At 64.7% G+C, this 14,771-nt stretch carries 7 protein-coding genes and 1 pseudogene; 5 read left to right on the forward strand and 3 right to left on the reverse strand.

What is annotated here, in order from left to right; genetic code table 11:
- The first annotated feature begins 35 nt into the window (after nucleotides 1–35).
- Complete coding sequence (locus ACH34W_RS29600; protein ID WP_395964393.1) at nucleotides 36–3,584, forward strand: LamG-like jellyroll fold domain-containing protein; 3,549 nt, start codon at nucleotides 36–38, stop codon at nucleotides 3,582–3,584.
- Between the two features lie 169 nt (nucleotides 3,585–3,753).
- On the opposite strand, the gene ACH34W_RS29605 is transcribed toward ACH34W_RS29600, so the two are convergent.
- Nucleotides 3,754–3,897, reverse strand: a complete 144-nt coding sequence (locus tag ACH34W_RS29605) for a hypothetical protein (protein ID WP_395964394.1) — start codon at nucleotides 3,895–3,897, stop codon at nucleotides 3,754–3,756.
- 612 nt (nucleotides 3,898–4,509) lie between these two features.
- Between ACH34W_RS29605 and ACH34W_RS29610 the strand changes: the two genes are divergently transcribed.
- The 4 genes and pseudogenes from ACH34W_RS29610 to ACH34W_RS29625 all read left to right on the forward strand — a co-directional run bounded on the left by ACH34W_RS29610 (nucleotide 4,510) and on the right by ACH34W_RS29625 (nucleotide 11,866).
- Nucleotides 4,510–10,842: a polymorphic toxin-type HINT domain-containing protein gene (locus ACH34W_RS29610; RefSeq protein ID WP_395964395.1), complete on the forward strand. Its 6,333-nt coding sequence runs from the start codon at nucleotides 4,510–4,512 to the stop codon at nucleotides 10,840–10,842.
- Nucleotides 10,842–11,111, forward strand: a complete 270-nt coding sequence (locus ACH34W_RS29615; protein WP_395964396.1) for a hypothetical protein — start codon at nucleotides 10,842–10,844, stop codon at nucleotides 11,109–11,111. Before ACH34W_RS29610 ends, ACH34W_RS29615 begins: the two co-directional genes overlap by 1 nt.
- A 127-nt stretch (nucleotides 11,112–11,238) precedes the next feature.
- A pseudogene (locus ACH34W_RS29620) lies at nucleotides 11,239–11,421 on the forward strand (NucA/NucB deoxyribonuclease domain-containing protein); the annotation flags it as partial.
- A 16-nt stretch (nucleotides 11,422–11,437) separates the two neighbouring features.
- Nucleotides 11,438–11,866 carry a hypothetical protein gene (locus ACH34W_RS29625; protein WP_395964397.1) on the forward strand — a complete coding sequence of 143 codons (429 nt, stop codon included), beginning with the start codon at nucleotides 11,438–11,440 and terminating at the stop codon, nucleotides 11,864–11,866.
- A 417-nt stretch (nucleotides 11,867–12,283) separates the two neighbouring features.
- On the opposite strand, the gene ACH34W_RS29630 is transcribed toward ACH34W_RS29625, so the two are convergent.
- A complete protein-coding gene (locus ACH34W_RS29630) occupies nucleotides 12,284–12,442 on the reverse strand; it encodes a hypothetical protein (RefSeq protein ID WP_395964398.1) in 159 nt (52 codons plus the stop codon).
- A gap of 66 nt (nucleotides 12,443–12,508) precedes the next feature.
- Nucleotides 12,509–14,707 carry an MMPL family transporter gene (locus ACH34W_RS29635; RefSeq protein WP_395964399.1) on the reverse strand — a complete coding sequence of 733 codons (2,199 nt, stop codon included), beginning with the start codon at nucleotides 14,705–14,707 and terminating at the stop codon, nucleotides 12,509–12,511.
- Nucleotides 14,708–14,771 lie beyond the last annotated feature (64 nt).

The following is a 14,771-nucleotide window of genomic DNA, read 5'->3' on the forward strand; positions in this document are numbered from 1 at the left end:
CTCGTGGTTGGGGCTTTGTGTCATCTCCTCGGTCTGTGATTGCCGTGATCTCGGCGCTGGTCCTGCTCGGGAGTCTGCTGCAGGTGACCGGTTCGCCCGTGATATCGAATGCCGATGCGGCGGCCGTGACTCCAAAGTTGACAGAGACAGACGCGCTCGCGACTGCGCGCAAGTCGGGGACACAAGTGGAGGTGCTATCCCGGCGCGGTGAGACCCGCGAAGTGTTCGCGTTGCCGGACGGCCGGTTCATGGCGCGGGAACACCTGGAGCCGGTCCGGACTCTCAAGGACGGCGAATGGGTCAAGATTGACACCGACTTGGCCAAGACGCCGACGGGGGTTAAACCCAAGGCCTCCACTGTGGACGTGCGGTTTTCTGCTGGCGGGTCGGGACCGATGGCGTCGATGACCCGAGCAGGCAAGTCAGTGGCGCTGACATGGCCAGGAGCGCTTCCCGAGCCGGTTCTCGAAGGTGACACCGCGATCTACAAGTCGGTCTTGCCCGATGTCGACTTGCGCTTGCGTGCCGATGCCGGCGGGTTTGCCCATGTCCTAGTGGTCAAGACCGCCCAGGCGGCCGAGAACCCGCAGCTTGCCAAGCTGAAAATGGCCTTGGCCGCGCCGGGCTTGAGGACTCAGGTCGATGCTGAGGGGCAGCAAGCGTTGTTGGATCCGGTGAGTGGCGGCACGGTGTTTGAAGCATCGCTACCCAAGATGTGGGACTCCTCCGAGCCTGAAGATCTGGCCGCTCAGGCCGCGGGCGGTTCCCAGGCGGCGCCGGCGCAGAAGTCGCCTCGGCCGGTGAGCGCAGCCCTGGCGAAGGAACCAGGCAACAGTTCGCGGGTAGCGCGAATGAAGCTCGAAGTAGGCGGCGGGGCCGTGACGCTGCTGCCTGACCAGGCCATGCTGTCGGCTCCGGAGACCAGATTCCCTGTGTACATCGACCCCAGGTGGTACACGCCGAAGTCCTCAACCAACCTGATGGTGGCCAGCAACGGGTGGCGCGAGTACAACTTCACCGGGTCGATGGGGATGGGGCGGTGCCCCATCGATCTCCCACCTGCGGGCTCGTATTGCAACGAGAATCACGTGAAGCGGTTGTTCTTCCGGATCCCGACGAGCGCGTTCATCGGCAAGCAAATCCTCCAGGCCGAGTTTGAGATTACTGAGACCTCGGCGCCCTCTTGCTATGGCCGCGCCGTGGAGATCTGGCGGACGAGCGGGTTCGGGCAGTCATCGACATGGAACTCCACCAAAGACAACTGGGAAGAGAAACTCGGTTATCGGGACGTCGCCCTGGGGCACGACAGCAGCTGCCCGAGTGGCAAGGTGCGGTTCAACGTCACGAACGAAGTCAGGGACGGCGCCGCGCAACGCCGCGCGTACACGACGTTCGGGCTCAAAGCGATGAACGAGGACGATCAGTACGCGTGGAAGAAATTCTGGAGTAACGGCTACCTTCAGGTCTACTACAACACCAAGCCCCCGCAACCCAAGCCCAGCCAGATGTCCATGAGCCCCGGCGGGAACTGCTCAGCGCATCAGTGGGGTTCGGAGGCGAAGATCAATCGGGCGCCGATGCTGTATGCCAACAACCTGACCGACCCGGACGCCGCAGGAGTGGAAGGCGAGCAGCTCACCGCGGAGATCGTGGTCAGGTGGACTGACCCGGCCACTCAGGCAGCGAGAGAGTGGCGGCCGCCGGGTGGAGCCATCAAGAAATCGGCGGCTCGGGGATCAAAAAGATCGTCCTTCTCGGTGCAGATCCCGTCTACCGCTATCCCGCAGAACGTTCTACTCGGCTGGGACGTACGTGTTCATGACGGCGCTGTGTGGAGCAACTGGGCCTCTACCGGAAACCCGTCCCAATGCTACTTCGTGTATGACCCACGGGCTCTGCCTGCGCCGGTCATTACTTCAACGGACTACCCGGCGGCGCAACCCGACGACCCGGACGCACAAGCCACACCGGGGGTGGGACGCTACGGCGCCTTCTCTCTCGCCTTCGACACACGGGTGACCAAATACGCCTACGCCGTCAACACAAGTCCCTTGGCATCCACTGCAAAGGCCAAGCCCGGTGCTACGGCCGTTGTGTCGGCAGCACCGACGCACTCGTTGCTGAACCAGCTCATCGTCCAGGTCTGGGATGACTTCAACAACACCTCCACCGAGGTGTACCAGTTCTGGGTGACCGAAGGCGCCGGCCCCAAGGCGCACTGGAAGATGGATGACGCGGAAGGGGCCAATCCACTCGCCGACAGCGCCTCGGAGCCAGGCGCCCCTGCCACGACACAGGGATCCATCACCTACCAAGCCGAAGGGGCGGTCGGTAAGGCCGTTGGGTTCGGCGGTTCCAGCCACGCGGCCACCCCACAGAAGGTGCTGGACACCACCAAGAGCTTTGCGGTGTCCGCCTGGGCCCGCCTGACGAGCAAGGCCAACACTTCCGTCGTGATCGCTCAGGACGGCACCCGGGGCAGCTCGTTCGCGCTGTACTACTCGGCGAGCGCCGACCGGTGGGTGTTCAACATGCAAGACCCGGCGTCTGACAACCCGGCCCTGATCACCGCCGTTTCACGGGCTGCTCCGATCCTGGGACAATGGGTTCATCTGGCGGGGGTCTATGACCATGTGACCAAGCAGATCCACCTGTATGTCAACGGGACCTGGCAGGCCACCACCTCCCAGCCGAACACCTACAGCGCTGAGGGGCCAGTTCAGATCGGCCGGTTCCACTGGAAGGGTGCTTATGACAAGCAGCACTACTTCATTGGCGTGATCGATGATCTCAAGGCCTTTGACCGTGTACTCACCGCCGATGAGGTCAACACGATGGCCAAGGTCAAATCACAGCTTGCGGGGCTCTGGCACCTCAACATCCAGTCCGGCACGACCAGTCCGGACGAGTCGCCGGTTCAAGCCAAGAACCACCTGAGTTTGGCGGGCAAAGCCGCAGTTGTCGTGAACTCCGACGCCGCGGTGAAGCCTGCCGATGGCATATCGGGTGTCCTGGACCTGCCAGGCGACGACGCCGATTTCGCCAGCGTTCAGGCGCCTGTGATCAACACGGGTGAGAGCTTCACGGTGTCCGCATGGGTCCTGACCGACAAGAAGCCGACGTCATCGCGAACAGTCTTCGCCCTTGACGGGGCGAACAACAGCGCGATCGCGGTTCGCTTTGACGCGTCCAAGCAGGACGGCGGCCGCTACGTGCTTGAAATCGCCGACGGCGACAAGGCGAATGCGGCCAAGGCCGTCGTCGAGCACTCCAGCTTCCAGCAAGGGTCATTCGGCAACTGGGACCACATCGCGGTCGTCTACGACGGCTATGAGTCAACGATCACCTTGTATGTGAACGGCTACAAGGAAGACAGCGACCTGGCTGACGAGACGGTTTCCTACCGCGACGCAACGCGGGTCTTCGCGCCGATCTCGACGCTGCAGCTCGGCAGCAGCCGCGCCTACCCGGTCGGCCAGAACTGGGCTGGCCAGCTCGACGAGGTTTGGGCGCTACGAGGTGCACTCGAGGAACACGAGATCCCGGCCCTGCTTGACGCCACCCAGAAGGACGACTGGAACTAACGCCGTGCGCGCCCCTGCCCAGCTGCGAGCAGGGCACACCGTTCACCCGACGAGCTCTTGATCGAACCCTCTCACCTGCCTGCTCCGCTTGCCACTGGGAAGTGGCGAGCGGAGGAACTCGCAGGTGGACGTGCTGGAGGATGTTGTGCGTAGCAGTGGACTGATCCGGCTAGGTGCTGGTCGCGGCGTGCGGTTCCTGGCGGTCACGATCGCCTTCGCGGTCGGTGGCGGGGTACTCGGTGTGCCTCCCGACCAGGCGTTCGCGGCTGGCTCCTCCAAACCGCGTCCGCCCGAGAGGGTGGTCGACGGTCATGAACTCAAGGCCAAACCGCGCAAGCGCGATGCCTCGGTGACCAATCCCGCTCCGGCTGCGAAGGTGTCCTGGCCGAGACCGGGCACGGCCGATGTCACAGTTCCCGTCGCACAGCAGCGGTCCGCCGGAAAGTCGGCGCGGGTGGGACAACTGCCGGTTTGGGTGACGGCCCCAGGTCACAGCACGGCCGCCGGACGTTCGGCCAACCCGGGTGCTCAGGTGGCGGGCAAGGTTCAGGTGCGATTGCTGGATCGCACAGCGGCTCAGCGTGCTGGCATCGATGGGTTGTTGCTCACCGTTGGCCGTACGGATGTACCAGCGGACGGGGGCCGGACTGCCGCGGAGGCGGGCAAGGTCGGTGTTCGATTGGATTATTCGAGCTTCGGTCAGGCCTTCGGCGGGTCATATGGGTCGCGGTTGCGGCTGGTGCAACTGCCGGCCTGTGTGTTGACGACTCCGGACAAGCCCGGTTGCCAGACGCCTGCGCCGTTGGCTTCGGCCAACAACACCGAGAACAAGACTCTGTCCGCGGACGTGGACGCGGCGCCGGTCGCGGTTACCTCAGAACCGGACCCGGGCCCTTCGGCGACGAGCACGGCGCAGGGACGGGCGATGCCGGACGCATCGGCGGCGCCAGAGGGCGGCCATGCGACGGTCCTGGCTGCGGTGGCTGGTGACTCCAGTGACAAGGGTGACTACAAGGCGACGTCGTTGTCACCGTCCTCGTCGTGGCAGATCAGTCCGCAGTCGGGTGATTTCAACTGGTCGTATCCGTTGCGGACGCCGCAGGTGCCGGGTGGTTTGCAGCCGCAGTTGGCGTTGGGCTACTCCTCCTCGACCATCGATGGTCGGACGTCGAACACCAGCGGACAGCCCTCCTGGGTAGGCGATGGCTTCGACTTGTGGCCGGGCTACATCCAGCGTTCGTACAAGGCGTGCAAGGACGACGGCGCGCCGAAGGACCCGACGTACGGCACCTATCCAGGTGACCAGTGCTGGGGATACGACAACGCCGTCATGTCGCTGGGCGGCAAGGGCGGGGAGCTGATTCCTGCCGGTGGCGGCAAGTGGAAGCTGAAGAACGACGATGGTACGCGGATCGAGCGCGTCAACGGCACTGAGGCCAACACCGATAATGGTGACAACGACAACGAGTACTGGAAGGTCACCACGACCGACGGTACGCAGTACTACTTCGGTAAGAACCGTTGGGACAAGGGCTGGGCGTCCGGGAAGCCGGAGACCAATTCCACGTGGACCGCACCGGTCTTCGGTAACAACGATAAAGAGCCGTGCAACGAGGCATCGGGCTTCGCCGACTCATGGTGCCCGCAGGCCTACCGCTGGAACCTGGACTTCGTCGTCGACACCGATGGCAACGCCGTCGTCTACTACTACGGCACCGAGACCAATCACTACGCCCGTAACCTCAAGGAGAAGGACGAGACGCCATACGTGCGGGGCGGTTACCTGCTGCGCACCGAGTACGGGCTGAAGGAAGCCAATCCTTACGCCAAGGCTCCCGCCCGGGTCGACTTCGAGGTCTCCGAGCGCTGCATCCGCGAGAACTCCGCCGACTGCGCCGAAGGCAACATCAAGGAACACCCCGACTATTGGTGGGACGTGCCGTGGGACCTGAACTGTGAGGCGGACAAGGAGTGCAAGCACCCCAACGGGTCTGCGTCGCCGACGTTCTGGTCGCGCAAGCGCCTAACCAACGTCACCACCAGCATCATCAAGCCTGACGGGTCAGGCTACCGGCCGGTGGACTCCTGGAAGCTCAAGCATGCGTGGGGCATGGCCGACGTGGACCGGCAGATGCTTCTGGAGTCGGTGGTGCATTCGGGCGAGGCTGGCGGCGATCGGGTGGAGATGCCGCCGGTGTCCTTCGTCTACAAGCAGCTGGTCAACCGGGTCGACGAACTCGGTGACAATCTGGGTCCGTTCGTGAAGAACCGGCTCGCCACTGTCTACAACGAGACCGGTGGTGTGCTGGATGTCAGCTACTCCGCCGAGGACTGCACTACCTCGAGTCTTCCGAACCCGGCAGACAATCATCGGCGATGTTTCCCCGTCTACTGGGTGAATGGCACCAACGCCGACAAACCGGCGCTGGACTGGTTCCACAAGTACGCCGTGACCCAGTCCGTGCAGACAGACCTGACCGGCAAGGCGCCCGACGTCGTCACCGACTACGACTACTCGATCGGGCAGCCGGCCTGGCATTTCGATGACGACGACGGCTTGACGCCGGAGAAGTACAAGACGTGGTCGCAGTGGCGCGGCTTCTCCAAAGCCCGCGTCACCGTCCGAAACCCGACCGGCACGGCGTCGCAGTCCGACCACTGGTACATGCAGGGCATGCACGGCGACCGTGCCAGCCCCGACAGCGACGCCAAAAAGAGCGTCGGCGTCTCCAACGGTGAGGCGAACGAGCCGGTCTACCCCGACCACGAGTCGTTGCAGGGCTTCGAGGTGCGGTCCGTCACCTACTCCAAGCCCGGCGGCAGCGTCCTGACCAAGACCATCAACTATCCGTGGCACGACCAGACAGCGTCGCGAACTCGTTCGTGGGGCACCGTCACGGCCAACCTGACCGGTGTGAAGAGCTCCCGCGCCATCACTTCCATCGACAACGGCGGTGACTGGCGGGAGACCAAGACCACCACCAACAGCTTCAACACCACCACCGGCACTCCGCTGGAGGTGGACGACTTCGGCGATGTCGCCAAGTCCGATGACGACCGGTGCACGACCACGAACCTGGCCACTGCGAACACCACCGACTGGATCGTGGCGCTCCCCAGCCATGTCCGCACCATTGCCCGCAAGTGCGCCGACAAGGACAACGCGGACCTGTCCAAGGACCTGCTCTCCGACCAGCGCACGTTCTACGACAACGGCGCGCTCGACGCCGCCCCCACGCGCGGCAACGCGACGCTGGTCGAGAAGCCCAAGTCGGCCACCGCTTCCGCGGTCACCTACATCACGGCCGCCAAGACCAAGTTCGACTCCTACGGACGCTCGATCGAGTCCACCGACTCCGCCGGAAAGATCGTCAAGACCGACTACACCGACCCTCAGGGCCTGACCACCAAGGTCGCCAACACCACCCCACTGGCGAACCCCCAGGATCCCAACAGCTTCCTGGAGACCAGTACCGAGTTCGACCCGGCATGGGCCAGCCCGCTGGTCGAGAGCGACGCGGGCAGCAAGCAGACCAAGTACCAGTACGACGCGCTGGGCCGGGTCACCAAGGTGTGGGGCCCCAACCGCACCACCGGTCAGACTCCCGATCGCGAGTTCGCGTACAAGATCAAACTGAATGAGATCGTGGCGGTCACCACCAAGCGGCTGACCAACACCAGCGGTCAGGAGACCGAGTACGCGCTGTTGGACGGCTGGCTGCGGCCCCGCCAGACCCAGGAACCGGGACCTGCGGGCGGCCGATTGATCACCGACACGTTCTATAACGCCCAGGGCAAGGTTGACCGCAGCTACGACACCTACTACGCCGACGCAGTGCCCTCCACCACCCTGTTCGGCGTCGACAAGGTCGGCGATGTGGAGACCCAGGCGGTCTATGAGTACGACGGCGTGGGCCGCACCACCGCCCAGCGGCTCCTTGTCGGTAACAGCGACGCCAACGAGAAGTGGCATACCAGTTACGCCTATGGCGGCAACTACACCACGGTCACCCCGCCCGAGGGCGCCTATCCCTCGACGACCTACGTCGATGCCCGCGGACAGACCACCGAGTTGCGGCAGTACAAGGGCACCGGTCCCAGCGACTACGCCTCGACGAAGTATGAGTACACGCCCGCTGGACAGCTGGCCAAGTTGACCGCGCATGGCGGTCAGGTCTGGACGCACGACTACGACTTGCGTGGCCGCAAGATCGAAAGCAACGATCCGGACAAGGGCGTCACCAAGTACACCTACGACGATCTGGACCAGCTCACCCAGGTCGAGGACGCCCGCGGCAAGAAGATCGGCTACAGCTACGACGGCCTGGGCCGCAAGACCAGCCTGTTCGATCAGACGACGGCCACCCCCGGCACCAAGCTGGCCGAGTGGACGTACGACACCGTCCGCAAGGGCCTGCCCGCTACCTCGACCCGCTACGACGGCACCGCCACATACACCACGAAGGTCAACTTCTACGACAATCTCAACCGGCCCACCAGCACCACCACCACCCTCACCGGCCTGCCAGCGGCCGAGGGCTCGCTGGCACCGGCCAATGGTTACACCTTCACTACCACCTACGGTCTGGACGGCACCGTCCGCACGGCCGGGATGCCCGCAGCCGGCGGGCTGGGCGGCGAAAGCCTGGTCTACACCAACGACGATTACGGCCGTTCGACCACGCTCAAGAGCAACCTGTCGGACTATGTGCTCAAGACCGACTACCTCAACGACGGCAAGCTCATCGGCCAACTGCTGGGCACCAGTAGCAGCGCCAAAAAGGTCTCCCACTCCTACACCTACGAGCACGGCACCAAGCGTCTGAAGACCGCGACCACCGTCCACGACGGGCAGGCGGGTTTCGACCGCAGCGCCACCTACAGCTACCACGACGCGGGAAACGTCAAGCAGATCACTGATGTCTCCCGCTCGGGCACCGACAACCAGTGCTTCCGGTACGACCACTTCCAGCGCCTCACCGACGCCTGGACCCAGAACGTGCCCCCCGATGACACCGCGACCTGCGCCACCGACCCGTCCCAGGCCTCCCTCGGCGGACCGGCCCCCTATCGGGTGAACTACACCTACGACGAGACCGGCAACCGCAAGTCCGAAACCAACTACACCGCCACCGGTCAGGTCACCTCCACCCGCAACTACACCTACGCCAACGGCCCGGGTGTCGACCCCAAATACAAGGGCCACCAGCTCGCCAACCTCACCCAGACCGGTGAGGGCGCGCACAGCGAGACCTACGACTACGACGCGTCCGGCAACACCACCGGTCGCACCACCGCCTCCGGCAAGCAGACCCTCACGTGGGACGCAGAGGGCGAGCTCACCAAGGTCTCCGACACCGCCAAGGGCGACACCACCTACGCCTACACGGCCGAAGGTGAACGTCTCATCCGCCGGGACCCCAAGGGCACCACGCTCTATCTGCCCGGCACCGAGATCCACCTGCCCAAGGGCACCACCACGCCCAAGGCCACCCGCTACTACTCCCACGACGGCGAGACCATCGCCATGCGCGATGCCTCCGGCGTCACGTTCCTGGTCTCCGACCACCAAGGCACCGCCAGCCAAGAGATCAACGCCGCCACTGGTGCCCTCACCCAGCGCCGCTTCACTCCCTTCGGCCAGAACCGAGGCACACCGCTGGGCACCTGGCTGGGCGAAAAGGGCTTCGTCGGCGGCACCATCGACTCCGCCACCGACCTGACCAACCTCGGCGCCCGCCAGTACGACCCCACCACCGGCCGCTTCATCTCCGTCGACCCCGTCATCACCCAGGGCGACCCCCAGCAGATGAACGGCTACACCTACGCCAAGAACAACCCCGTCACCCACGCCGACCCCACCGGCCTCATGGTGTGGGAGCCCGCCCCGGCTCCCGGAGGCCCCTCCAGCCCCGGAGAGGGGGGACTCCGCGGCGACTCCCCAGGCGGCGGCGGGGGCGGCGGTACCAACAACGCCTCCACCGGCGGAGGCGGAGGCAGCCCCTGGCAACCACTCAAGAAACTCGTGAAGCACGGGTGGAACTTCTACGTCGGTGCCATGATCGGCGGCTCCAAGTCAGGCCTGGCGGGCCCGGTGGGATATGCGTTCCTCATACCGGGCGTCGAGAACAAATTCGCCCGCCTGGTCGGCGCCGACCCCAACTCGAAGATGTACTTCGGCGGCAGCATCGCTCCCGACATCGCCATGGCGGTCATGAGCATTGGCGCTGCCAGCAGAGCCGCCACGGCCATCGCCGCCCGCGTCGGCCTAGGAGGCGGCCGTTTCGCGATCCCCAAACCCCGTGTAAAGGTGGATCCCCCGGGCGCATCGGCCGGCGGCAAGGCCGCCGGCGGCGCCAACGGAGGCACCGCAGCCCGCGGTGGCAGCTCAGCCACCCCCCGTGCCGGCAGCTCGGCCGGAGCCGGCTCCAAGGGCGGCAAGGCCCCAGGACGCCAACCAGCAGGTAAGGGCGAGGGCTGCAGCTTCCTCGCCGGCACCGCAGTCGTCCTCGCCGACGGCACCAGAAAGGCCATCGACCACATCAAGATCGGCGACAAGGTCCTCGCCACCGACCCCGAAACCGGCAAGACCACACCCCGCCCCGTCCTCGACACCATTGTCGGCGCAGGCACCAAGACCCTCGTACAACTCACCATCGACAGCAGCGCCACCAAGAAGTCGAAGAGCGGCGTCCTCATCTCTACCGACAACCACCCCTTCTGGGTTGTCGACAAGAAGCAGTGGCTCGACGCAGGCCAGCTCAAGCCCGGCATGTGGCTCCGCACCAGCGCCGGCACCCACGTCCAGATCACCGCGATCAAGACCTGGACCAAGTATCAGCAGGTCTACAACCTCACCGTAGAAACCGACCCCACGTACTATGTAGTGGCAGGCACTACACCAGTCCTCGTCCACAACTGCCGTGGTGGATCCGGTGCCGACAACGCTGCGAATGCAGCCAAGCTGAAGAGGTTTTACTCCCAGGCCCAGAAGTATGGTCAGGGTGGCATCAAAGAATTGGAGAGTGGTCGGATCCGTTTCTACGGAAACGTCACGCCCGCCCGGAACCCAGGTGAAATGATCGGTAGACGCCTTGTCCGTGAGTGGGATCCTGGGACTGATGCTACGAGGATCTGGCATGAAACCCTTGACGGCTTTGGCAATGTCCGTATCGTGCGCCCAGACGTCAATGCCACAGGCGGAAAAAAGATCCACTATCTGTTCGATGTCGACGGTTACTTCACCGGGACGTTCTGATGGAAGATAGCGGGCTTGAGCAGGAGGTCCGAGCTCGTCTTGCGGCGCTTGCGCGGCAAGACGAGGATCCGGCCGATGTAGCCGACTGGGCGATAGAGGTAATGAACCGCGACGACCTTGAGGTCGGTGACCCCAAGGTCTGGACAGCCCTTGATCGGCTGGCCGGAGCGGATCTGCAATCTGCACCAAACGTCTACCTGCACAGTATTCAAGACTTCGAAGAATGGCTCACGGATTTCGAGTCGGACCTGAATCAGACCGGTCTGTAGCACTTCCTTCGCATCCCACGGCGAAATTGTTGGGTTAATGTGAATTGACTTCAGCGACTTCTCGTTCAGCGAGGGCTGAAGTCGACACGGGCGGCAAGCGCAGGCCCATGCGCCGAGCCCCACCCCGTTCGCTCGCAACGGTACGTGGGAGGAGTATCCTTTTGCCACGTCAGTTGAAGGAGGGGCTGGAGCCTTCCTCACCCTCTCACCGAGAGGAGTAAACTCAAGCCACGGATGGTATCTCAAGGAATTTTACAAGTCGGCAGGCCTTAGTCCCGGCGACCAGTTTGTTGTGAGAGTGATGCCTTAGGGAAAGGGGCGGATTGGTGCTGATTGATAGCATTCGGGATCTGTGGCTGGAAGCCGATCGTCTTGACCGTCCGGTGGTGTCTGCTCGAAGTGCTGGCGTTCCTGCCGAGGCCGTAAAAGTCGCTTTTGGTGCGCCCGTTCCGACTGATGTGGCCACTTGGTTTGCTTGGGCCAACGGGGTATCCCATTTTCCTGGCCAAACCCAAGACGATGCTGCCCTGATACCTGGCTACATGCCGATGTCGGTTGAAGAGTCCGCGGCTATTAGGTACGACTCCTTCCCGGAGGCGCTCCTAGGGGATAGGTGGTTTCCGCTGCTCGCTTCTGGAGGTGGAGATCTTTATGTAGCAGTTTTCGAGGAAGCGTCTCGTCCGTCGAGCGTCGTCAAGGTGATTGCCGAAGAGGACGCCAGGCCAGCGTTCAATGATCTCGAGCATCATGGTTAACTTCTTCATCGATCGTTTCCGTGACGGCACCTTCTTTGTTGACGACACAGGAGTGCTTCAGGCGGATGATGTTCGCTGGGTAGAACTGGAGAAGGCCTCAGTGCGATATGAATAATGCTACGGGGCCGGTGTTGGATCGCACGCCTTAAGGGGCTAACGCTTGAGTTAGGTGCTCGCCGTGGATGGCGCCGCAGTCCGTGCCCTGATTGTCGCGGATGTAGAAGGCCTCGGTGTTGAACGGCGGGGCTGACCGCGTTCTTATTCTGTGAGACCGAGGACGATGAGCGGGCGTTCGAAGTCGTCTCGTGCCCAGCGAGTTGCTTCGGCGACGTTGGTGAGGCCGAGCAGGCGTAGGGGGCCGATGGCGTGGCCGCGTATGACGGCCAGGACCGAAGCTATCGAGCCGGTCCGGACCCGTCAGCGGTCCTCGCCCAGCGTCACGTCCCTCACATAGTGGTCGCGGTTCTCGATCGACCACTCGCCGCGCACCAGGGCGGCCAGCCGCCGATGTTCCCGCTCATGCTGGGCGTCGTGTTTTGGCGCCGCACCGAATACACCGTTTGTGGAGCCCGACAATCAGGAAGGCGCAGCGGGGGTCCGCTGCGCCTTTCTGATCAGCAGTAAAGCCGATTACTGGTCACCTCAGGCCAGGGTGACGGTCTCCTTGTCCGTTCGTTCGTCGATGGCCGGTTCGGTGACCAGGACGTCGGTGGCGGTGCCTTCTGGGTGGAGGTCTGGCAGGTAGCGGTCCAGGCGGGCCGGCAGCCACCAGGCGTGGCGTCCGAGGAGGCTCATCGCGGAGGGGACGAGGACCATGCGGATGAGGGTGACGTCCAGGAGGACGGCGACGGAGAGGCCGACGCCGAACAGCTTGGTGACGCCGTCGGAGGACAGCACGAACGCCCCGAACACTCCGATCATGATGAGGGCGGCGCTGGTGATGACGCGGGCGGTGGATCCGACGCCCTCGATGACGGCGGCCTTGGGGTCGCCGTGCCGGTCGAACTGCTCACGGACACGGCTCAGCAGGAAGACCTCGTAGTCCATGGACAGGCCGAACAGGATCGCGAACATCAACATCGGCGCCAGCGGGAAGATCGGGACACTCTCGTGCACGCCGATCAGATCGGCGCCCCAGCCCCACTGGAAGACCGCGACGACCACGCCATAGGCCGCGGCGATGCTGAGCAGGTTGAGCACGGCGGCCTTCAGCGGCACCAGGATCGAGCGGAAGACGATCATCAGGACCAGGAAGGACAGGCCGATCACGGCGCCCAGGAACCACGGCATGCGCTGTTGAATCTTGGCGGAGAGATCCCCGACGAGGGCGGCCTCGCCGGTGACCATCGTCGTGGCGGCCGTGCCGCGGGCGGTGTCCGGCAGGACGTCCGAGCGGAGGCGCTTGACGAGCTGGTCGGTCTTCTCGTCCTGCGGTGACGTGGTCGGGACGACCTCGAACGTCGCCAGGTCGCCCGTGGGACTGAGCGTCGGGGCGGACACGGAGGCGACGCCGGGGGTGGCCTTGAGCGCGCCCCCCATGGTGTCCAGCGTGGACCGGCCGGCTCCGTTCAGCTCGACGACCACCTGCAAGGGTCCGTTGACCCCCGGGCCGAAGCCCGACGCGACCAGATCGTACGACTTCCGAGTGGTGGTGGACGGGGCGTCGTTGCCCGCGTCCGGGAAGCCGAGCCGCATCGAGAACACCGGGATGGCCAGAACGGCTAGCAGGACCGCGGCGGCCACGCCGTAGGTGACCGGTCGTGCGACCACCTTGGCGGACCAGCGGCTGGACTTCGAGCGCGGGTTGTACGCGGGCCGGATCTTGACGAAGGGAAGACGCAGGCTGTTGACCCGCGTTCCGGCGAGCCCGAGCAACGCGGGCAGCAGGGTGAGCGTGGCGGTCATGGTCACCGCGACCATCAGCGCCGAGCTCCAGCCGATCGCGGTCAGCATCGGAATGCCTGACACCTGCAGGCCTGTGATCGCCACCACGACCGTGGCCCCGGCGACCAGCACCGACAGGCCGGCGGTCGCGTTGGCGCGGCCGGCGGCCTCGGGCACCGGCATGCCGTTGGCCAGGTTCTGGCGATGCCGGGCCAGGACGAACAGCGCGTAGTCGATGCCGACGCCGAGACCGAGCATCATGGCGACGACCGTTGCGATCTTCGGCACCGAGATGAGCCCGGACATGATGCCGAGGCCGCTCATCCCGACCAGCAGGGCGGTCAGCGCCACCGCGATCGGCAGGCTCGTCGCGACCAGCGAGCCGAAGGCGATCGCCAGGATCACGATGGCCATCGCGACGCCCAGCTTCTCGCTGCCCGGCTCGGCGTCTCCCTTGGCCTGGCCGAGGGAGCCTTGGTACTCGACCTGAACCCCGGCGGCGCGGACAGGGGCGGTGGCGCTCTGCGCGGCGTCGAACTGGGCCTGGGTGATCTTTTCGTTGGAGTCGAGGGCCAGCGTGAGGAAGCCGGTCCGGCCGTCGGGGCTCACGGTGGGGCCGCGTGCGTCGTAGGGATCAGAGACGGCCAGGACATGCGGTATCGCGGCCAGTTCCGTCCGCGCCCCGGTCATCGCGGTCTTGACCTCAGACCGTGCCAGGCCCTGGTCGGAGTGGACGACGATGCTGGTCGTGAAGACGGTCTGCCGCGGGAAACGTTCCTTGAGCGCGTCGGCCGCCCGCTGCGACTCGGCGCCGGGCAAGCGGAACGACTCGTCGGGCGATCCGCCGATCGAGCTATTGAGCATGAAGGCCGCGGCAGCGATCAGAATCCATACGGCCAGGACGTACCAGGGGCGGCGGCCGGAGAAGCGTCCGACCTTGTAGAGCAAGCGGGACATGATGAGCCTTTCTCTAGAACGGGGAGATCCGTCTAAGCGCGAGTCGTATGGCTACGCGGACGGC

The organism is Actinomadura sp. 6N118, from assembly GCF_044326415.1.
GTDB lineage: Bacteria > Actinomycetota > Actinomycetes > Streptosporangiales > Streptosporangiaceae > Spirillospora.